This window comes from Sorangium sp. So ce448 (assembly GCF_051520915.1).
Taxonomy (GTDB): Bacteria; Myxococcota_A; Polyangia; order Polyangiales; family Polyangiaceae; genus Sorangium; species Sorangium cellulosum_B.
In genome coordinates this window covers 1801173-1822097 of sequence record NZ_CP150343.1, presented here as the reverse complement: position 1 = coordinate 1822097, position 20925 = coordinate 1801173, and the positions used below count along the sequence as shown (strand labels likewise).

18 protein-coding genes are annotated in these 20925 nt (G+C 71.8%); 8 read left to right on the top strand and 10 right to left on the bottom strand.

All coding sequences use genetic code 11. From position 1 onward, the window contains the following. Positions 1–91: 91 nt before the first annotated feature. From WMF45_RS06875 to WMF45_RS06865, 3 genes are all read right to left on the bottom strand, one after another. Complete coding sequence (locus WMF45_RS06875) at positions 92–1513, bottom strand: multicopper oxidase family protein (RefSeq protein WP_437716140.1); 1422 nt, start codon at positions 1511–1513, stop codon at positions 92–94. Between the two features lie 86 nt (positions 1514–1599). Then, complete coding sequence (locus WMF45_RS06870) at positions 1600–3177, bottom strand: alkaline phosphatase D family protein (RefSeq protein WP_437716139.1); 1578 nt, start codon at positions 3175–3177, stop codon at positions 1600–1602. Positions 3178–3356: 179 nt separating this feature from the next. Next, entirely contained in the window at positions 3357–3860 is a 504-nt protein-coding gene (locus tag WMF45_RS06865) for a response regulator (RefSeq protein WP_437716138.1), read from the bottom strand. Between the two features lie 194 nt (positions 3861–4054). Between WMF45_RS06865 and WMF45_RS06860 the strand changes: the two genes are divergently transcribed. The 3 genes from WMF45_RS06860 (at position 4055) to WMF45_RS06850 (ending at position 8719) form a co-directional block, all read left to right on the top strand. Continuing rightward, complete coding sequence (locus WMF45_RS06860) at positions 4055–4669, top strand: NAD(P)H-dependent oxidoreductase (protein ID WP_437716137.1); 615 nt, start codon at positions 4055–4057, stop codon at positions 4667–4669. A 321-nt stretch (positions 4670–4990) separates the two neighbouring features. Beyond that, positions 4991–6970 carry an ABC transporter ATP-binding protein gene (locus tag WMF45_RS06855; RefSeq protein ID WP_437716136.1) on the top strand — a complete coding sequence of 660 codons (1980 nt, stop codon included), beginning with the start codon at positions 4991–4993 and terminating at the stop codon, positions 6968–6970. Positions 6971–7066: 96 nt separating this feature from the next. After that, a complete protein-coding gene (locus WMF45_RS06850) occupies positions 7067–8719 on the top strand; it encodes a glycerol-3-phosphate dehydrogenase/oxidase (protein ID WP_437719504.1) in 1653 nt (550 codons plus the stop codon). A gap of 13 nt (positions 8720–8732) precedes the next feature. Here the strand turns inward: WMF45_RS06850 and WMF45_RS06845 are convergent, their stop codons facing one another. From WMF45_RS06845 to WMF45_RS06830, 4 genes are all read right to left on the bottom strand, one after another. Further along, complete coding sequence (locus WMF45_RS06845) at positions 8733–9116, bottom strand: response regulator (RefSeq protein WP_437716135.1); 384 nt, start codon at positions 9114–9116, stop codon at positions 8733–8735. A gap of 230 nt (positions 9117–9346) precedes the next feature. Further along, complete coding sequence (locus WMF45_RS06840) at positions 9347–11281, bottom strand: ATP-binding protein (protein ID WP_437716134.1); 1935 nt, start codon at positions 11279–11281, stop codon at positions 9347–9349. Between the two features lie 132 nt (positions 11282–11413). Next, a complete protein-coding gene (locus tag WMF45_RS06835; protein WP_437716133.1) occupies positions 11414–12091 on the bottom strand; it encodes a hypothetical protein in 678 nt (225 codons plus the stop codon). Further along, entirely contained in the window at positions 12088–13272 is a 1185-nt protein-coding gene (locus WMF45_RS06830; RefSeq protein ID WP_437716132.1) for a hypothetical protein, read from the bottom strand. Before WMF45_RS06830 ends, WMF45_RS06835 begins: the two co-directional genes overlap by 4 nt. Positions 13273–13564: 292 nt before the next feature. Here WMF45_RS06830 and WMF45_RS06825 point away from each other — a divergent pair, with 292 nt between their 5' ends. The 5 genes from WMF45_RS06825 to WMF45_RS06805 all read left to right on the top strand — a co-directional run bounded on the left by WMF45_RS06825 (position 13565) and on the right by WMF45_RS06805 (position 17894). Next, positions 13565–13882 (top strand): putative quinol monooxygenase, encoded by a 318-nt coding sequence (locus tag WMF45_RS06825; protein ID WP_437298262.1) that lies wholly within the window; start codon positions 13565–13567, stop codon positions 13880–13882. Between the two features lies 1 nt (position 13883). Next, the gene (locus tag WMF45_RS06820) at positions 13884–15062 is read left to right on the top strand and encodes an iron-containing alcohol dehydrogenase (protein ID WP_437716131.1); all 1179 of its coding nucleotides are present in this window, start codon (positions 13884–13886) and stop codon (positions 15060–15062) included. A gap of 27 nt (positions 15063–15089) precedes the next feature. After that, positions 15090–15290 carry a hypothetical protein gene (locus WMF45_RS06815; RefSeq protein WP_437716130.1) on the top strand — a complete coding sequence of 67 codons (201 nt, stop codon included), beginning with the start codon at positions 15090–15092 and terminating at the stop codon, positions 15288–15290. A gap of 43 nt (positions 15291–15333) precedes the next feature. Continuing rightward, entirely contained in the window at positions 15334–16476 is a 1143-nt protein-coding gene (locus WMF45_RS06810) for a class I SAM-dependent methyltransferase (RefSeq protein WP_437719503.1), read from the top strand. A 251-nt stretch (positions 16477–16727) separates the two neighbouring features. After that, entirely contained in the window at positions 16728–17894 is a 1167-nt protein-coding gene (locus WMF45_RS06805) for an acyl-CoA dehydrogenase (RefSeq protein ID WP_437716129.1), read from the top strand. A 137-nt stretch (positions 17895–18031) separates the two neighbouring features. On the opposite strand, the gene WMF45_RS06800 is transcribed toward WMF45_RS06805, so the two are convergent. The 3 genes from WMF45_RS06800 to WMF45_RS06790 form a co-directional block, all read right to left on the bottom strand. Beyond that, positions 18032–18511, bottom strand: a complete 480-nt coding sequence (locus tag WMF45_RS06800) for a DUF2383 domain-containing protein (RefSeq protein ID WP_437550287.1) — start codon at positions 18509–18511, stop codon at positions 18032–18034. Positions 18512–18818: 307 nt separating this feature from the next. Further along, positions 18819–19325: a hypothetical protein gene (locus WMF45_RS06795; protein ID WP_437716128.1), complete on the bottom strand. Its 507-nt coding sequence runs from the start codon at positions 19323–19325 to the stop codon at positions 18819–18821. A gap of 258 nt (positions 19326–19583) precedes the next feature. Continuing rightward, positions 19584–20921 carry a DNA topoisomerase IB gene (locus tag WMF45_RS06790; RefSeq protein ID WP_437716127.1) on the bottom strand — a complete coding sequence of 446 codons (1338 nt, stop codon included), beginning with the start codon at positions 20919–20921 and terminating at the stop codon, positions 19584–19586. Positions 20922–20925: the final 4 nt, after the last annotated feature.

The window sequence follows — 20925 nt, the reverse complement described above, 5'->3', positions numbered from 1 at the left end:
GCTGTTATCAACCCAACCCGCGCACCGCTCGCCCCGCGCGTCCTGCTCCGCGCGCTTCGCCGCCTCCCCCCGCCGCCGCCTCTCACCGCGCTCATCGCACGACGTGCAGCATCCCCATCATGCCCGCGTCGGCGTGATCGAGGATGTGGCAGTGGAACATCCACATGCCAGGCCGGTTGTCGTAACGCACCGCAAAGCGCGCCGCGCCGTCGACAGGCACGTTCACCGTGTCCTTCCACGCGAGCGGCCTCACCGGCTGGCCATCGGCGCCGAGCACCTGGAAGAAGAAGCCGTGCAGGTGAAACGGGTGATCGAACTCCATCGTGTTCTCGACGGTCCACACAGCGGTCTCCCCCACCGCCGCCACGAGCGGCTCCGCCTCCCAGGAGGGCACGCCGTTGATGCCCATCACGAGGTCGCCCGGGCCCTCCTCCCGCGTCAGCTGCAGATCGACGCGCCTCGCCCCCGCCGTGTCGAGCGCCTCGATGCCCCGCGCGATCGCGGGGAGCGGATCGTCCTCGGCCAGGGGCTCGTCCGCGAGGCGCAGCCGGAACGCCTCGACCTCGGGCCTGTGGAAGGTCGCGCCGTAGCCGCGATCGTAGGGCACCCAGCGCACCGAGAGCGTCGCGCCCGGCGCCCCGCGCGGCGTCACAAGCACGTCGGCGCGCTCTCCGGGGGTGAGCAGGATCCTGTCCTCCTCGACCGGGTGCTCCAGGAGCCCGCCGTCGCCGCCGATGCGGGTGAAGCGGTGATCCGTGATCAGGAGCTGGTAATAGCGGGACTTGGCCGCGTTGACGATGCGCCACCGCTGCCTGAGCCCGGCGCGCGCGCCGATCACCGGGTTGACGCGCCCGTTGACGAGCAGGAGGTCGCCCTCGCGCCCGAACAGCGTGCCGAGGTTGCCGCCCGCCTCCGGGTCCTCGAGCGAGCCGTCCTCGCGCACGCTGATGTCGCTGAGCACGAGCACGAGCTCGTCGCCGAGCGCCGCGGGCTCGTCCGGATCCTCGACGAGCAGCGGGCCGTAGAGGCCGTTGCCCGCCTGCACCGCGGAGTCGACGTGCGGGTGGTACCAGTAGAGCCCCGCGTCCGGCACCACGAAGTCGTACGTGAAGCCGCCGCCCGGCGGCGTCTCGGGCTGGCTGTGCCCGGGCGCGCCATCCATCTCCGCCGGCAAACGCACGCCGTGCCAGTGGACCGTCGTGGGCGCCGGCAGCTCGTTGCGGAGGTGCACGATCACGCGATCGCCCACCCGGGCGCGCAGCAGCGGGCCGGGGAGCCCGCCGTTGTAGGTCCACGTCGGCGTCTTCTTGCCGGCCACGATCTCCACGTCCTCGACCCGCGCCGTCAGATCGACCTCGAGCACCCCCGGGCTCGCGTCGAGATCGCGCGCCGGTCGCAGCGCCACCGCGCTGTCCCACCCCTCGGGCTGCGACGGACGCTCGCCCGCACACCCGATCGCGGCGACGGCGAGCCAGAGGCTCGCGAAAGGACCAGCAGGACGCCTGCACAGCATATCGCTGGGACGGATCTTACCACCACCCGGCGGAGAACCCGCGTGGTTTCGCGGGCTTCGCGTGCCCGCCGCGCGTCGGCTCCCGATCAGCTCACTCGAGGCGCGGCCTCCGGCGGGTCGTCGATGGCGGGCGCCGCCGCCTCCTCCCGGACCAGGTGGCTCTCGCCGCGGCGCGCGGCGAACGCCGCAGCGAACACCTCGTCGACCTCCGGGCGCTCGGGCGCATCGTACAGGAAATACGCGCCCTGCACGCGATCCGGCGTCACGTCGAGGACCGCGTACCCGCGGCGCCACAGGTCGGCGTACTTGACGTGCGGGTTCGCGAGGACCAGCGGTTCGAGCGCCCGGGCCTGCTCCTCGGTGAGCCACGGGGAGGTGATCCCCGGCACCGCGATCTCGACCGCCATCGCGCCACGGCCCGTCGCGGCGTCGTAGCGCGCCGGATCGAGCGGCGCCGGCGCGAGATCGATCGCCCACGACGCGTGGGTGTCGCCGCTCAGCACGACGACGTCGCGCACGCGCTCCTCGTCGAGGAGCTCGAAGAAGCGCTGGCGCGCCGCCGGATACCCGTCCCACGCGTCCGTGTTCAGGTCCTGCGGGATCTGGCCCATCAGCACCTGCTGGCCGATGACCTTCCACGCCGCCGTCGAGCCCGCGAGCTCCGCGCGCAGCCACGCTTCCTGATCGCGCCCGAGCATCGTCCGCGCCGGCGCCTCGATCGCCGCCCGGTCGCCCAGGTCGGCCTGCCGGTCGCGCCCCCAGGAGCGCGTGTCGAGCAGGAAGAGGTCGACGAGATCGCCGTAGCGAAGCGCGCGCCAGATCCGGCCGGCATCGCCAGGGTGCTCCCGGATCGGCATCCACTCCGCGTAGACGCGCTGCGCGACCGCCCTGCGCTCGTCCCACGACCCCTCGGCAGGCCACGTGTGGTTCGCCGCGCCGCCCTTCCATGTGTTGTTCGCCAGCTCATGGTCGTCCCAGACCGTGATGAACGGGTGCTGCTGGTGCGCCGCCTGGAGGTCCCTGTCGCGCCGGTACTGGGCATAACGCGCGCGGTAGTCGGCGAGCGTCACGAGCTCGTGCGCGGGCTCGTAATGCCGCGCGCTCCCGTACTGGCCGTCGCCGAATTCGTAGATGTAATCGCCGAGGTGGATCACCGCGTCGAGGTCGAGGCGCGCGGCGATGCGCCGGTACCCGTGGAACAGCCCGTGCGCATAGCTCGCGCACGACGCGACGGCGAAGCGCAGCCGCCCGGCGCGGCCGCGCGGCGCCGTCCTCGTGCGCCCGACGGGCGACGATCCGCCGAGGGCGATGAACCGGTAATAATAGGTCTTCCCCGGGTCGAGCCCGCCGGCGTCGAGCTTGACCGTGTGATCGCGCTCCTCGTCCGTCAGGAGCGCCCCCGAGCCCACGATCCGGCTGAAGCCGGCGTCGAGCGCGATCTGCCATGTCACCGCCACCGGGCCCGCCTTGCCCGGCGTCACGCGCGTCCAGAGGATGACGGCATCGGGCAGCGGATCCCCGCTCGCCACGCCGTGCTGGAATACCGCCTTCGACAGCTCGCTGGCCGGCGACGGAGCGTCCCCCGATACCGGCAAAGGCGCGTCGCCGTCCGGCGCGGCGCCCCAGCCGCCCGACAGTCCGGGGAGCGCGGCGAGGCTGAACATGGATACGCTGCAAAGGAGGCTTCGCCGGGCCATCAACATGATCACGCCCCTCGTCGACCGCGTGCGGTGAGCTGCGTATGACGCACGCACCGCCGCCCCGGCAAGCAGAAACGAGCGCTGTGACGCGCCCGTCGCGCCGCGCTCTCAGCGATGTTTGTTTCGGGCGTCCCGGCGCCGACTCAGGTGTTGCGACCGACCACGTCGAGCAACGCGACGAGATCGACAGGCTTCTTCAGGATGTCGACCGATCCGAGCTCCGCGGCCCGCGGCGCCGCCCCCGCCGTCAGCACGACCACGGGGACGTCGGAGATCGCGGGCGTGCGCAGCTGCTCCGCGCGGAACGCATATCCGTCCATCCCCGGCATCATCAGATCGAGCACGATGAGCGCCGGCGTCGGCGCCTCGCGGAGCCTGGCCAGCGCGTCCGCGCCGTCCCCGGCCGTCATCACATCGTATCCCTCATCGCACAGGACGGTCACGAGAGCATCGCAGACGCCTGGGTCGTCCTCGATGATCAAGATCGTCTTCCGTCGAGAGGGGCCCTGCTCGGCGAGCCTCCGCCCCATCGCGCCCGGGGGGCACGGCGGCGCGGCCGGCGGATCGCCCCGCTCCGCGCCGCACCCCCTTCCGGGGGCGCACGGGACATCGACGCCGCCGCCCCTGCGCAATCCGCTCCGGACCATCCAAGGACCCATAAGACGTGGAGCCGCGACGCGCAATTTGAATTGCGCCGCGCGCTCTGCGCCATGCGTCATCCACGGCCGCAGGGCCTGCCAGCCGGCCCCCATCATGCCGTTCTCGACGATGCCATGACGGGGCGCGCGGCGAGCTCATCGGGGTTGGCATGGAGCGCTCCGGCCCATGGGATGACGGCGGTATGAGGGCTGCATGCGCGCCCGGCATGAACGTGGCCGTGATCTTCTATTCCCGCTATGGCGGCACGGCCGCGCTCGCGGCCGCCGTCGCGCAGGGCGCCAGGCAGGCCGGAGCGACCGTGCGGCTCCGGCGCGTCGCCGATCTGACGGCGGTCGAGGGCCGGTGGAGCGCGGCGAATGAGCGGATCCGTGCCGCGCGGGAACACCTCGCCTCCGTCCCGCTGGCGCAGCAAGACGACCTCTTCTGGGCGGACGGCATCGCCATCGGCTCGCCTGCGCGCTATGGCGCGATGTCCGCTGAGATCCGCCGCTTCCTCGACGGATCGCGGCAGCCCTCTGGCGATCTCGCCGGCAAGGTGGCCTCGGTGTTCTGCTCGCCGTCCGCGGTAGAGGGAGCGCAGCGCGCGACGCTCCAGGCGACGCTCGCCTCCCTCGCCGGCCATGGAGTCCTCGTCCAGGCCCCCGCCCGCGCGGAGATGGATCCGACGAGCAGGGCCGCGCAGCGCGCCGGCCCGCCTCAGGCGAGCGCGTATCACGCGCCGGCGGAGCTCGACCTCGCGCCGGCGCGCGCCCTCGGCCAGAGGCTCGCGCGGCTCGAGAGCCGGACTCGCGGGTAGGCGCGGAGAGCCGGCCGCGCCGTCGGCCTGTGCCGTTGGCAGCGCCGGCGTCGCCGGCCCTGGAGTCCCGGACAACCGCGCAGCAAATCAGCGAGCGCCTACCTGTTCTCCGGCATTCGCGTCGAGCGCGTCCGCGTTGGGCTGTTACACCAGCGGCGATACCTCGCTACTGGTCGTAACCGATGGATCGTCAGGCCGGGCCCGAGATGGGCCGCCGACGACCACCTCAGCCGTAGACAGGAGAGAGCTCAGCGAACCATGAGCGCACCGGCTCACCGCAAGCACTATCATCCTTCGCCTCGGCGCGAAGGCAGGGTCAGGTTGTCGAGGCATTCTCCTCGGACGACCGCGCAGCTGACCCCTGCGCGCGCCGCGCCCAGCCAGCCGGCCGGCGCGGAGCGGGTCCGCTTCTTCCTCCGGGTGGGCGCCTATTTCAAGGCCGAGTGGGCGCGCCTCGGGGCGCTCGCCGTGCTGGTCTGCGCCTCGATCGCGATCAGCCTGCTCCAGGTGTGGCCCGTCGCCGTGATCGTGGATCTCATCTCGACCGGCCCGCGCGCGGGGGACTTCGTCCATCGCATGCTGCTCGCGCCGCTCCCGGACAGCCTGCTCGGCCGCGTCCTCGGGCTCGCGGCGATCACGCTCGTCCTGCGCGTGGCGCAGGAGTTCGTGGGCATGGGCCGCGCCTTGCTCACGTTCCGCATCGGCTATGGCGGGCTCACGCGCGTGCGGCGCGACGTGTACCGGAAGCTCCAGGCGCTCCATATGGGCTATCACCGGGCGCAGCCGCAGGGGGACGCCCTCTACCGGCTCAACCAGGACGCCTCCGGGTTCCACGGCATCCTCAACGTGGCGGTCGCGGTGATGGGGAGCGCGCTGACGCTCGCCGTGATGATCTGCATCATGGCCTCGCGGAGCCTGGAGCTCACGCTCCTCGCGCTCGCGGTCGTCCCGCCGCTCCTCCTCACGAACGCCAGGTTCGGGCGCGTGCTGCACAAGAAGTGCACCGAGGCGAAGGAGGTCGAGAGCGAGTTCGCGACGTCCGTCCAGCGCTCGATGGCGTCGATCGGCCTCGTCCAGGCGTTCGGCCGCGAGGCGGACGAGGAGGCGCGCTTCCACACGACGCTGCGCAACAGCGTGAAGGCGTGGCTCCGGCTCCACCACGACGAGCTCCGCCACACGCTCGCGATGGGCTCGATCCTCGGGCTCGGCGGCGCGCTGGTGCTCGGCTACGGCGGCTACCTCATCGTCCAGGCCCGGGCGGGCGGGGGCGAGGCCGGCATGACGCTCGGCGCGCTGACGGCGTTCCTCGGGTACCTGGGCATGCTCTACGACCCGCTCTGCAAGCTGACCGGCGCCGGCGCCGCGGTGCAGGGCGGCGTCGCGGGCGCGCAGCGCGTCTTCGAGGTGCTGGACCGCGACCAGGCGGTCGTCGACAGGCACGACGCGGCCACCCTCCCGCCCCAGCCGCGCGCGCTCTCGCTCGATGGCGTCGGGTTCGAGTACCGCCCGGGCCACCCGGTGCTGCGCGGGCTCGACGCGACGATCCGGCCGGGCGAGATGGTCGCGTTCGTGGGCTCGGTCGGCGCCGGCAAGACGACGCTGCTCGGCCTGCTGCCGCGCTTCCACAACCCGACCTGCGGCGCGCTGCGGCTCGACGGCATCGACACGCGCGCGGTCCGCGTGGCCGACCTGCGCCGGCACATCGCGCTCGTCCTCCAGGACAGCATCCTCCTGCCGGCGACCATCGCGGAGAACATCGCCTACGGGCGCCCCTCAGCGACCGACCCGGAGATCCGGAGGGCGGCCGAGATGGCGGGGGCGGCCGGCTTCATCGAGGCGCTGCCGGACGGCTACCGGACGGCGATCGCCGACGGCGGGCTCAACCTGTCGGCCGGCCAGCGGCAGCGCATCGCGATCGCGCGCGCGCTGCTGACGGACGCGCCCATCCTTGTGATCGACGAGCCGACCGACGGGCTCGACGCCGAGCACGAGCGGACCATCAGCGAGGCGCTGCGGGCCCTGAAGGGGAAGCGGACGATCGTCCTGATGAGCCACCGCCTGAGCACGGTCGTCGACTGCGACCAGATCTTCGTGATGGAGCGCGGCCGCATCGTCGAGCACGGCGGGCACGGAGAGCTCCTGCGGCGGGGCGGCGTCTACACCAAGATGGCGCGCTGGCAGCACCTCCACACCGGCCACGCCGCCGCGGCGAAGAGCAGCCCGCGCCGCGTCCAGCCGGCGCCGTCGCCCGACGCCTACCGCGGCGAGGAGGGCAGCTGGGCCGACGGGATGATGGGCTGAACGAGACGTCGCGAGCGCCGTCGGCCGCCCCGAGGCGACGGGGACGTGATAGAGCACATGGGGCGCGCCGGCCGCGCCTTCGCCGGATCGCCATCGATGCTGCGGGCCACGAACATCGACAGCTTGAGCCGCGACACGTTCGACGTCCTCGTCCTCGGCGCCGGGATCAACGGCGCCGTCGCGGCCGCGGCCCTCGCCGCGCGGGGGGCGAAGGTCGCGCTGATCGATCGGGGCGACTTCGCCGGATTCACCAGCCAGGAGTCGTCGAACCTCGCCTGGGGCGGCATCAAGTACATGGAGAGCTTCGAGTTTCCGCTCGTGCGGAAGCTCTGCACGTCGAGGAACCTCCTCCTCAGGAGCTACCCGTCGTCGGTGCAGGAGATCCGGTTCTACGCCGCGCACGAGCGGGGCTTCCGCCACGGGCTCTTCAAGCTCTTCCTGGGCACCTGGCTCTACTGGATCATCGGCAGCTTCTTCACGCGCATCCCTCGCCTGCTCTCCCGCCGGGCGATCGCGCGGGAGGAGCCGATCGTCAACCTGGACGGCTGCGACGGAGGATTCGAGTACTCCGACGCGTACCTCGTCGACAACGACGCGCGGTTCGTCTGGGGCTTCGTGCGCGCGGCGCTCGATCACGGCGCGCGGGCGGCCAACTACGTCGAGTCGCTCGGCGCGCGGCGCGAGGGGGGCGCCTGGGTCACGCGCGCCCGCGACGTCCTGTCGGGCAGGGATCTTGACATCCGGTCGCGGGTGCTCGTCAACGCCTGCGGGCCGTTCGTGGACGCGCACAACGCGCTGACGGGCCAGCGGACGAGGCACCGCCACATCTTCTCGAAGGGCATCCACCTCATCGTGGATCGGCTCACCTCGAGCCGGCGGGTGCTCACGTTCTTCGCGGACGACGGCCGGCTGTTCTTCGTGATCCCGATGGGCTCGAGGACGTGCATCGGCACGACAGACACCCGCGTCGAGGGCCCGCGCGCGGCGGTGACGCCCGAGGACCGGCGCTTCGTGCTCTCCAACATCAACAAGCGCCTCGACCTGCCCCGCCCGCTGACCGAGGCCGACGTCATCGCGGAGCGCTGCGGGGTGCGCCCCCTGGCCGTCGAGGGCGGCGGGGACGGCGAGGACTGGCTGCAGCTCTCGCGCAAGCACGCCCTCGAGGCGGACCGGGCGCAGGCCCACGTGAGCATCTTCGGCGGCAAGCTCACCGATTGCATCAACGTGGGCGACGAGGTCTGCGCCGCCGTGCAGGGGCTCGGCGTCGCGCTGCCCCGCCCTGCGCAGCGCTGGTATGGCGAGCCGGGCGAGGCGGTTCGTAAAGAGTTCTTTCACAGGGCGCGCGCCCTCGATCTCGACGCGCTGACGCCGCCGCGCGCCTCGGAGGCGCTCAGCACGCGGCTATGGCGCCGCTATGGCGCGCAGGCGCTCGGGCTGCTCGAGGACATCCAGCGCGATCCGAGGATGGCCGAGCCGCTGTTCGAAGGAGCGGACGACCTGCGCTGCGAGGTCGCCCACGCCGCGAAGCACGAGATGATCGCGAAGCTCGATGATTTCCTGCGGCGGCGCACGAAGATCTCGCTCTTGCTCCGCCGCGAGGCGCTCGCGAGGTCGCCCGGCCTCCGCGAGGCGTGCGAGCTCCTCTTCGGGGACGAGGCCGACAGGCGGCTCACGGAGTACTTCCACGAGCACGGCGCCGGCCGCCTCGCGGAGGGGAAGGCGCCCGCCGCGGCGCAGCCGGTCAGGTAGCGCCGCGCCCGGCTCACCGGGCCGGCGCGCCGCAGATGCGGTGGACCAGCTCGAGCAGCGGCTCGATCTGGAGCGGCTTCTTCAGCAGGCCCGCGACGCGCAGCCGCGACGCCTCCTGCTCGACCCGCACGTCGGCGGACACGATCACCACCGGGATCGACGCGAGCGCCGGGTCGCGCTGGAGCTCGGCGCGGAGCTGCCACCCATCCATGACCGGCATCATCAGATCGAGCAGGATCAGCGCGGGCGGCGCGTCCCGCCGCAGCAGCGCGAGCGCCTCGGCGCCGTCCGCCGCCTCCTCGACGTCGTACCCCTCGAACACGAGGAGCTGCGTAAGAATGCTCCTGATATCCAGATCGTCCTCGACGACCAGGATGCGGCCAGTTTTCTCGATCATGACCGAACCTCACGACCGGACTGCGCCGCGCGGCGCGCTTCCCCTGCCGCCCCGCCGAGCAGCCCAGTTGCGGCCCTGACCGATCGAGTGTTCATGGGGCCGGTGACGCAACTTGAGCGAACGCCGCGGCCCTGGCAAGCGGTCGGTCCCGCGGAGCGGCCCCGCGGCGCGCCGGAGCACGGACCGGCGCGCCGCCCGTCGGAGCCCGTCCGCCAAGGACGGCGGAGCGCCTACTGAGCGGCCTCCTCGGGAAGATCGTCCGAGGCCCCGCCCGAGCCGGCGTTGCGCTCCTCTCCTGTTCCTGTCCCCGCGCGATGGTCATGGACAGGCAAGAGCACGCGGAAACACGCGCCCTTGCCGACCTCGCTCTCCACGCCGATCTCGCCTTGAAAGCTCGTCACGATGCCGTGGCAGATCGCGAGCCCGAGCCCCGTCCCTTCCCCGATGGGCTTCGTCGTGAAGAACGGATCGAAGATGCGGCTCTGCAGCTCCGGCGCGATCCCAGGCCCGGTGTCGCACACCTCGATGCACACGCGGCCGGGCGGCGCGGGGGCGGTGGAGATCCGGATCTCGTTCTCCGACACCTTCCCCTCCGGCAGCGCCTGAGCGGCGTTCACGAGCAGGTTCAGGATCACCTGGCCGAGCTGCGCCTCGTTCGCGTGGACGGCCGGCACCGGGCTGAGCTCCAGGACGAGCCGCGCCTTGCTCTGTATCTGCTGCTGCGCCATCCGCAGGACCAGCTGGATCACCGGGTCGACGTCGACAGGGCCGAGCTCGCCGTGGTCAGCCCGCGAGAACGTCTTCAGGCCGCCCACGATGTGCCGTACCCGCGAGCCGCCCTCCGCGGCCTCGTCGAGCGCCGAGAGGAGCGCGTCGAGGCGCGCGCCGGCCCCCTTCGCGCGGAGCTCCTTGCGCGCGAAATCGACGTTCGCGACCATGTACGCGAGGGGGTTGTTGATCTCGTGCGCCACCCCGGCCGCGAGCGTGCCGAGCGAGGCCATGCGATCGGCGAGCTGGAGCCGCGTCTCCATCTGCCGGCGCTCCGTGACGTCGGACACGGCCCCGAGCATCCGGTACGCCCTGCCGGTCGCGTCGCGCAGCACGATGCCCCGGTCGTGGACGTCGGCGTAGCTGCCGTCCGCGAGCAGGCACCGGTACCAGAGCTCGAACGTGCCCTCGTCCCCTTCCATCGCGCGCCGCAGCCCGTTCATCACGCGATCGCGATCCTCGGGGTGGACCCGCTCGAACCACCAGACAGCGTCCTCCTCGATGTCGGCGCCGCCCGTGCCATAGAAGCTCCGCATGCGCTCGCTGCCGGTGACGCGCCCGGACGAGAGGTCCCAGTCCCAGAAGGCGTCGCTCGTGGCGCGCACGACGAGCCGCAGGCGCTCCTCGCTCGTCCGGAGCGCGTCCTCCGCGGCCTTGCGCGCCTTCATGTCGAAGGCGAAGCAGACGCCGCGATCGCGCGCCCCCTCGACCAGGGCAGGCGCGATGAGGACGGGCACGCGCCGCCCGTCGCGGGCCAGGAACTCCTTCTCGAACGGCGGACAGACGCCGTTCTTCAGGACCTCCGAGAGGGCGCGCTGGTCCGCGGCGCGGTGCTCGGGCGGCGTGATCGCCATCCAGTTGAGGCGCCCCGCCTCGACGTCCTCGCGCGCGAAGCCCACCATGCCGAGGAACGCGTCGTTCGCGTCGAGCACGCCCCCCGCCGCGTCCCACACGAGGAGGCCGATCACCTCCGCGGACGCGTCGCGGAAGGAGCGCGCGGCGCGCTCGAGCAGCGCGCGCTCCGCGGGCGCCCGGTCGGCCACGTGCGCCGACGGCCGCCGCACCCACCACACCGCCGCGTCGAGCTGGATGGCGATCGACGGATCGAGCGCCGCCGCCACGACCGTCGCGCCCGCCTCGAGCAGCGCCGCGGTCGCGCCCGGGCTCCCGGTGACGGCGACCACGGCCACGCGATCGCCCCCGGGCGCCGCGCGCAGCCGCCGGCAGAGCGCGAGCGTGTCCTCGAGCGGCCCCTCGTCCGCCAGCACGGCCACGTCGAACGGCTGAGTCGCCAGGAGATCCAGCCCGGCCTCGACGTCCCGCGCCGGGACCGCGACATAGCCGCGCGCCGCGGCGAGCGCCTGCGCAGCGCCCGAGGGGCCGCCTGGGAAGATCAAGATCCTGGGTGCCTGTGGTCCCGCCACGCGCGCAACATCCCGCGCGCGGCGCGCAGACGCAATACCGGCGCAGCGGTGATCCGCGTTCCCGGACGTTCCCGCGCGTTCCCGCGCTCCGCGCCTACCCCCGCCTCACCCGACCCCGGCCCTCCGGTCGTCGAACCATTGCCACGCGTTCGCGAACCCCACGCGCTGGGACGATTTCTTGTAACAGAGGAAGTAGAGCCTTCCGCCCTGAACACCGCACTCCGTGCGGTCTTTCCAGCAGGTGAGGAGATCCGGGTCCACGGCCGGATTGCTCGAAACCACCGTCCCTTCGTCGAGCTCCTGTGTCCCGGCGGCGTCCAGGCAGGCCGCCGGGCCGGAGGTCACCGGAATGCCCACCGCGCTCGATTCCACGCCCCTGTTGAAGAGCGCCTCGGCCACCCGGCGCACGGCGGCGGCGCGGTCTGGACCGCAGAGAGAGAGGATATCGAGGGTCGCGCGATCGACCTGGACGAGAATGAAGTTGCGCCCCTCGATGACGGTGAGCCCGAGCCCGCCCGCGGCGTACTCGTGGCGGAGCAGGTCGGGCGTATCGTCCGTGGCGGCATGAAACGCGTGGCGCGCCTTCACGGCCTCGCCGTGCGGGTTGAGCTCGCCCCGGAAGATGGAGTCGCACCAGTAGAACGACTCCGCGCGCGCCTGGGCCGGCACGTCGTCGAAGCGCTCGACGGGCGTGAAGCCCTCCGGCGAGACGCGCGCCACGGCCGCGAGCCACCCCGCGATCTTCGCGTCGACGTCCTGCTTGTGAAATGCGTCCGCGCTCATCCCCAGCCTCCGTTTCTGTAGGTCGCCACGATCTGCTCGACGCGGTACCCGTCGTCCGGCGCCGAGCTGAACCAGATGAGCCCCCAGAAGACGCCCAGGATCGGCTCGACGGAATCGAACACGCCGGCGCCCCCCGCGTAATACCTGGTCACGCCGCCGTGGGAGAACTCGAGGCACGCCTCGTACCGGTTGAGCCCCGGGCTGAGCGTCCCGTCGGGCATGCGCGTATGGGACGCCGGATAGGTCCTCCCCACCTCCACCGGCCCGTCGACGAGCGCGGCGCGCCACACGCGGCCGCCCTCGACCTTCGTGACGTCGAGCCCCGCCCACGGGTTCTGCTCGACGTCGGCCGACAGCGTCCTGCGCCCGCCGCCCACGTTGGGGTCGCCCCAGACCACGATCATGCGCGTCCGCCCCGGGATCCCGAGCTGGCGCAGCATGCCGCGGAGGAGGCGGACGATCGCCTGGCACTCCCCGCTCTCCTCCACGTGATCGGTCATCGGCCAGGCGCCGCCCTCGTCGTTCATGTACGTCGGGTGATGGTACTTCCGGGGCACCCTGGGGCTCGGCAAGAGCGTGTACGTCGGGAACCTGGCCATGACCCCCTCCACGATCTCGTGGGGATGGAGGGTATCCATCGGCGCGATCCAGGAGACCGCCCTGTCCATCCGCTTCAAGGTCACCCCATCTTCCTGCCAGACATCCTGTCTGTCGGTCTGGGGCCTGCCCATCGTGACATAGACGACATTCGAGGTCCGGGCGGGCGACACGGTAGCTTCCCCCCCCGCAGACCAGCTCAGGGCGAGGTTGAACTTCTGGATCTTCCTCCCGATCTGCCGCGAGGAGAAGAGATCGAGCGGCCGGGCGACGGCCCCGCCGCCGCGGCTCTCGAGGACGATGCCCCCCGGCCCCACGGCGCGGATCTCGGCCGCCGCCGCGCTGTAGGCGTCGCGCTGCGCCAGCGCGAGCCGGACGACGATGTGCCGCCCCATCGAGATGGAGAGGGGGACGGCGCCCCCCGGCGTCCACTCCGGCCGTGGGCACAGGGGCCCCTCGTTCCTCCAGCCGCTCTCCTGATTGCAGTCCTTCAGGAGACCGTGATCGGACCTGAACTCGATGGAATGCAGCGCGATGGTCTCCGCGGCATCGGGCTGCGGGCTCTCCGTGGTCGGATCCGCCATATCGACCTTCCTCGCTCGCGGCGCTCATGCACTCGACTCTTGCCGAGCCACACGCCGGGTCACGACGATCGTAGTGCGCGAGCCGGCCGAGCCAAGTCGGGAGTCCACGCAGGGGGCGACGGCGCTCTGCCGGCCGCCCCGCCACCCGCGCGCCCGCCCCGCCGCCCGCCGCCGCGCCCCGCCCGGAGGCAGCGCGCTCGGCCGAGCCCGCGCGGCCCGCGCTCTCTCCCGGAAGGCCGGCCGCGGCGCGAGCCGGGTTCCTGTGGCAGCGCGCCCGAGCTAGATTGCGCGCATGTCCAACAGCCTGTTCGTCGTACATGTGCATGTACGTGTCAGACCCGAGCTCGTCGACGCCTTCCGGAGCGCGACGATCGAGAACGCACGCGAGAGCGTCAAGGAGCCGGGGATCGCCCGGTTCGACGTCGTCCAGGACACCGAGGATCCCGCGCGGTTCGTGCTCGTCGAGGTCTACAGGACCAAGGAAGCGCCGGCCGCACACAAGGAAACGGCGCATTACCAGCGGTGGCGGGACACCGTCGCCGAGATGATGGCCGAGCCGCGGACCAGCCGGAAATACGTCAATGTCTTCCCTGACGACGCGGGGTATTGACATGGCGCCTCCCAGCAATGAACCCGCCTTCGAGTTCGCCACCGCGACGCGCATCGCCTTCGGCGCTGGCAAGATCGCCGAGGTGCCCGCGGCCGTGCGGGGCCTCGGCGGGACGCGGGCGCTCGTCGTCACCGGGCAGGATCCCGGCCGCGCCGCGCCGCTCCTCGCCGGGCTCGCCGCGGCGGGCGTCGCCGCGGTGCGCTTCGCCGTCGCGGGCGAGCCCACGGTGGACACCGCCCGCGAGGGGACGTCGCGGGCCGCGGCCGAGCGGTGCGACGTCGTTGTGGCGCTCGGCGGCGGCAGCGCGATCGACGCCGGCAAGGCGATCGCCGCGCTCGTCGCGAACGGCGGCGACCCGCTCGATTACCTGGAGGTCATCGGCAAGGGGGGAGCGCTCTCCAGGCCATCCCTGCCGTTCGTGGCGATCCCCACGACCGCGGGCACCGGCGCGGAGGTGACGCGCAACGCGGTGCTCGCGTCGCGGGAGGCCGGCGTGAAGGCGAGCCTGCGCAGCCCGCACATGCTGCCGCGCCTCGCGGTGGTCGACCCCGACCTGCTCGCGGGCGCCCCGCCCGGGGTGCTCGCGTCGAGCGGGCTCGACGCGCTCTCGCAGCTCATCGAGCCGTTCCTGTCGAGCCGCAGCAACCCGCTCACGGACGGCCTCGCGCGCGAGGGCATCCGCCGCTCGGCGCGCTCGCTGCGCCGCGCGGTCCTGGAGGGCACCGACGCCCCGACCCGGGACGACCTCGCGATCGCCAGCCTGCTCGGCGGCCTCTGCCTCGCGAACGCCGGCCTCGGGGCCGTCCACGGCTTCGCGGGGCCCGCGGGGGGCATGTTCGACGCGCCGCACGGCGCTGTGTGCGCGGCGCTCTTACCCGCCGTCCTGGAGGTCAACCTGCGGGCGCTGCGCGCGCGCGACCCGGCTCACCGCGCGCTGCCGCGCTTCGACGAGCTGGCCGAGCTCGTCACGGGGCGCGCCGGCGCCAGCGCCGAGGAGGGGATCGCCTGGGTCCGCGAGCTCTGCCGTGACCTCGCGATCCCGGGGCTCCGGCGCTACGGCATGGCTGAGGCGGACCTCCCGGCGCTCGTCGCGAAGGCCCGGGCGGCGAGCAGCATGAAGGCGAACCCGCTGCCGCTCACCGACGAGGAGCTGTTCGACATCGCGGCGGCGTCCTTGTGATCGCGGCGCTGGTGGTATCATCACGGGGTGGCAAGCCCGTACCGCACGAGACCGCCCACTCCGCCGCGGGTCCGGTCGATCGACCAGCGGCGGCGGATCAGCGTGGTGAGCCTCGTGTTCGGCATGCTCTGCGGCGTGACGGGGATCTCGCTCGCCGACGAGGGTCGGGCAGAGTGCGCGCTGCTGTTCACGGGCGTCTGCGGCTTCGTCTTGCTCCTCCAGCGCTAGGGTGCACCCTAGCCTTGACCTCACCCCCGACGACCGGAGCTCGATGAAGAACGATCCCGCCACGAATCCCACCCTCGACGCCATGCTCGCCGCCCAGCGCATCGCGTTTGCGCCCGTCATGTTCCAGGTGGCGCGGGTGATGCGAAACCGCGGCGTCCTCAAAGCGCTCCAGCGCGCTGGCAAAGGCGGCAGGACACCGGCGGAGGTGGCCCAGGACACCGGCCTCTCCGCCTATGCCGCCAAGACCTTGCTGGAGGCGAGCCTGAGCTTCGGCCTTGTGGAGCGCGCAGGCGGCGCGAACGTCGCGAGCGGCACAAACGCCCACGCAGAGCCGCGAGAGCGTGGCGAGCGCTACACGATCACGCGGGTCGGGCTCATCGTCGAGAATGACAGGATGACCCGCATCAACATGGATTTCATCCATGACGTCTGTTACGAGGGCATGCGCTTTCTCGACGAGGCCATCGAGGGCGGCAAGCCGGCTGGCCTGAAGGTCTTTGGCGAGTGGCCGACGGTCTATGAGGCGCTCCCGGCGCTCCCGCCGAAGGTGAGGGAGAGCTGGTTTGCGTTCGATCACCTCTACTCCGACTCCGCGTTCCCCGAGGCGCTGCCCGTCGTGTTCGAGCGGAGGCCGAGGACGCTCCTCGACATCGGAGGCAACACGGGGCGGTGGGCGATCCAGTGCTGCACGCACGACCCCGACGTGCGCGTCACGGTGCTCGACCTGCCGGGCCAGCTGGAGGACGCGCGCGTCAACGTCGAGCGGCACGGCCTGCTCGGCCGGATCATGGGCACCCCCATCGATTTCCTGGATCACGGCCAGGCGTTCCCGACGGGCTTCGATGCCATCTGGATGAGCCAGTTCCTCGTGTGCTTCTCCGAGGCGGACATCGTCCAGATCCTCCGGCGGGCCGCGTCGGCCATGGGGGACGAGACGGTGCTCTGGATCCTCGACACGTTCTGGGATCGGCAGACGAACGAGGTGGCGGTCCACTGTCTTCACGGCTCTTCCCTGTATTTCACGTGCCTCGCGAACGGGAACAGCCGCATGTACAGCGCCGCCGATATCCGGCGTTGCATCGACGAGGCGGGCCTCGTCGTCGAGGCGGAGACCGACCACCTCGGCCTCGCCCACACGCTGCTCCGGTGCCGCCGGCGCGACGCGCCCGCGGGCAAGCGCGCGTGAGCGTCCAGGTGAAGCGACGCGCGTGGCAGCCTGGACGATCGCGACCCCGGAGCGAGCGGCGACACAACGGATGAGGCGGCTCGGGGCGGCGCGCCCCGTCCGCCGCCGACGCGGCGTGGCCTGCGTTGCGCCGCGGCGATGACCGGGCGGGGCGCTCTCGAACGGCTTTCGCTCGTGGCCCTCGCGTAGCATAGTGGGGCGACGCCGCCACGGCGCCGCGCTGCGCCATGGGCCCACAAGGAGAAACCGTCGTGTCCCACCCCCCGCTCACCCAGCTCTCCGACGAGGAGCGCCTCTTCCGCGACTCGGTGCTTGATTTCGCCCGGAAGCGCGTCGCGCCGCGCGCGGCGGCGATGGACGAAGAGGGCGCGCTCGACCACGATCTGCTCCCTTCGCTGTTCGAGCTCGGCCTCATGGGGATCGAGATCCCGGAGGCGTACGGGGGCTCTGGCGCGGGCTTCTTCAGCGCGATCCTCGCCATCGAGGCGCTCGCCGTTGTCGACCCGAGCGTGAGCGTGCTCGTCGACGTGCAGAACACCCTGGTGGCCAATGCGTTCCTCCGCTGGGGCACCGAGGCGCAGAAGGAGAGGTACCTCCCGCGGCTCGCCCGCGACTGGATCGGCTCGTATGCGCTGAGCGAGGCGGGCTCGGGCTCGGACGCGTTCGCGCTCGCGACCCGCGCCGAGCGCCGGGGCGACCGCTGGATCCTGAACGGCCGCAAGCTCTGGATCACGAACGCGAACGAGAGCTCGGTGTTCCTTGTGTTCGCCAACGTCGATCCGACGAAGGGCTACAAGGGCATCACGGCCTTCGTTGTCGAGCGTTCCTTCCCCGGCTTCTCGGTGGGCAAGAAGGAGAACAAGCTCGGGATCCGCGCCTCCAGCACGTGTGAGCTCGTCCTCGAGGACTGCGAGGTGCCGGAGGGCAACGTGATCGGCGAGGTCGGCAAGGGCTACAAGATCGCCATCGAGACGCTGAACGAGGGCCGTATCGGCATCGGCGCGCAGATGCTCGGCCTGGCCGCGGGGGCGTTCGACCACGCGATGCGCTACATGGGCGAGCGGAAGCAGTTCGGCCAGTCGATCGCGAGCTTCCAGGGCGTGCAGTTCCAGGTTGCGCGCGTCGCCATGGAGATCGAGGCCGCGCGCCTCCTCGTCTACAACGCCGCGCGGCTCAAGGACGCGGGCCAGCCGTTCGTGAAGGAGGCGGCGATGGCCAAGCTGTTCGCGTCCGAGGTCGCCGAGCGGACGGCGTCGCTCTGTATCGAGTTCATGGGCGGCGTCGGCTTCACCAAGGACTATCCTGTCGAGAAGCTCTACCGCGACGCGAAGATCGGGAAGATCTACGAGGGGACGTCGAACATGCAGCTCTCCACGATCGCGAAGCTGCTCCAGGCGGGATACGACGCGAAGGGCTGAGCGGGGGAGTTCACCCCGTCCCAACACCGACGTTGCCCTCAGCGCCTCCGCTTCCATGACTCGGGCCTTCGGCGCGTGTGAAAGCACGCGACGAAGACGACGTCATCCATCAGACAATCCGCCGACGGCTTCGCGCGTCAGGGCAGCTGCCGCTTGAGATCCGCGAGCCAGCGGCGCGTCGAGACCTGCTGCGGCAAGATCACGTCCCGCACCAGGGCGTGCGACTCGGTGTCGAGCTCCTCGATGTCGTTCCGGTAGTCCTTCAGGCCGTGCTCCTCCCCCTCGGCCAGCGCCGAGAGCGCCGTCTTGTGGCCGAGCGCCAGCGCGGTCCCCTCGACGGCCTTGGCGAACGCGCCCCATGGCCCGGAGCTCGCCGGGGGGTCGCCTCCGAGCTCCTCGATCCGCCGGCGCAGCACCTTCACCCGCGCCTCGTGCGACGCGAGGTTCAGCCGGAGGTGGTGAGCAACCCAGCCCTGGCGCGCCGCGGCGATGGCCTGACGGTAGGTCTCGACCGCGGACATCTCGCCGCGGCAGAACGATTTGAGTTGCTCGATCGAGTCGTCGTCGATGAGTCCGTCCAGGCCCACGCTCTCGTCTGCGAATGCGACCGGTTCCATGGGGTACTCTCCTGAGATGTCTGGTTAACGCCCGATTCCTCTCCTCCTTACCTCCCAAGGTGGGCCGCCGCGCCATGCGTCCACGCAGGAGCCGCGATCGCCAGGGATCGTCGCCGCCGCGGGAAGGCGCGCGCCCCCCGTTGCCTCAGGGGTACATGTTCGCCTCGTTCTTCATCAGTCTCGGCTGAACTCTTTCATTCCCTTCAAGTCCCGTTCCAATGTCCAGGACTTCGCGGTCATGAAGCGAGCTCATCGATCCAGAGGCGGCTCTCTCCAGCGACGACGCGGAGCGCTGAGCGCCGGCGGCTCACAGCGCGGCGAACACGCGGGCTCCCTTGCCCGTGCCGCAGAAATCGCCGTTGTCCGCGTCTCGCAGGATCGCGCGCAGCGCCGCGGCGTCCTTCTCGTCGCGCGCGAGGGCGCCGAGGAGCATCGCGCCTTCCTTGAGGCGCCTCTCGACTTCCGGCGCGCTCTGCTCGGGGATCCCGGCGTCGACGAGAACGCTGCTCAGGCTGGCCGTCTCGCTCGCCGAGCTCGCGTCCGCGAGCCTCACCGCGATGGGGCCGGCCACCGCGAGCCGCAGCCCCGGGACCACGAGCCCCGCGCTCGCCGCGGCGAGGACGGAGGTCAGCGCGCTCCCGTGCGATGCCGCGCCGTATGCGCGCGAGCGCAAGATGTGCTGGCGGCGCGTCGCCTCGCTCACGATGGCGCAGACGTCCCGTCGCGTGTGCCCGCTGTCCAGGATGCGCCGGACGGCGTCTTCGGCCTCCCCACGTGCTCGCACCATCCCCGTGATCAACCGCTGGCTCGCCATGCAGACCTCCTTGGCTGAGGGTTCGCGCCGCGCGCGCTGGTTTTCCAGGGAGCTATGCACAACACGAACCGTACCGCGCGCGTATCCGGCGTGAGATCGCGGGCCGCTCGCGAACACAGCAACAGCACCCGTCGCGTCCGCGGCACGATGCCACAGCGAGGCGATCACGCTGTGACGCAACGACACGGCAAACTCGTCGGGAACAGCGCGGCGAGGCGCATCCCCGCGCGGTTGCTGCTGCGCTCGCCGCAGCGCGGCTCAGGCCGCGGCGCGTCGTTCCCTGGAGAGACGCTTCGCGCTCTTGCCGGCTCGCCGTGCGCTCACCGCGCGCACGCTCTCGCTGAGGCGGGTCACGAGCGGCACGGCCTCTCGCTCGCCGAAGCCGCGGACGATCCGGAGCATCTTCGCCTCTTCCGGCCGGAGCGCCGCGAGCGCCCCGTCCGCGACGGCCTCCTCGGCGTCGATCAGGGACTGCAGGGCGCCCTCCGTGTAGGCGCGGATCACGGCGGGGTGGACATAACAACGCTGACAGACCGCTCGTGTGTTGCCCAGGCGGGCGGACACCCTGTCGATCACCTGCGCCACGCGCTTCTTCACCTGGCGGACCGAGCTCGCGATCTCCATCTCGCAGAAGAACGACGCGCACAGCACGGTGCCGGTCCAGGTGCGGAAGTCCTTCGCCGTGAAGTCGTGGCCCGCGACCGAGCGCAGGTACTCGTTCACGTCGTCCGAATGGATCCTTTGCCGCCGGCCCTCGCCGTCGATGTACTGGAACAGCTCGTGGCCAGGCACGTCCTGACAGCGCTTCACGATGCGGGCGAGCCGCCGATCCCGCACCGTCATCGCGTGCTCCTTGCCGCCCTTGCCCCTGAAGTGGAACCTGATGAGACTCCCCTCTATCTCGACGTGCTCGTCGTGGAGCGTGGTGAGGCCATACGAGTCGTTGTCGCGCGCGTACTCGTCGTTCCCTATGCGGATCGACGTCTCGTCGAGCAGGCGCACCACCGCCGCCAGCACCTTCTCGCGCGGCAGGCCAGGCAGCGCGAGATCCCGCTCGCTCGCCGCGCGAATCGCCGGGAGCGCCGCGCCGAAGGCGAGCATGCGGTCGTACTTCGTCTCGTCGCGGACCTCGCGCCAGCGCGGGTGATACCGGTACTGCTTCCGGCCGCGCGCGTCCCGCCCTGTCGCCTGGATGTGCCCGCGCTCGCTCCGACAGATCCACACCTCGGTCCACGCGGGCGGGATCGCGAGGCGGCGGATGCGCGCGAGCGTCGCGTCGTCCTTGACGGAGCGACCGTCGGCGTCGACGTAACGAAAGCCCTTGCCCGCCCCTCGCCTGGAGATCCCCGGCTCACCGTCATTCACGTACCGGAGCCCGGCCGACTCGGCGGACTCGACCGGTGACGGGGTGAGCTGCCCTGTCCCCGCGAGCTCGCCGTCCGTGCGGGCGAGCTCGACCGTCTCGACGGACTCGACCGACACGCTGACGCGGCGCCGGCGGACGAGGACGCCGCTCGCGGATCCGCGCCTCTCGCGGCGCGGGGCGCTCCGCGGGCGGCGCCTTTCACGGGTGGTCGTGGCGCTTCCGCTCTTCATGGCG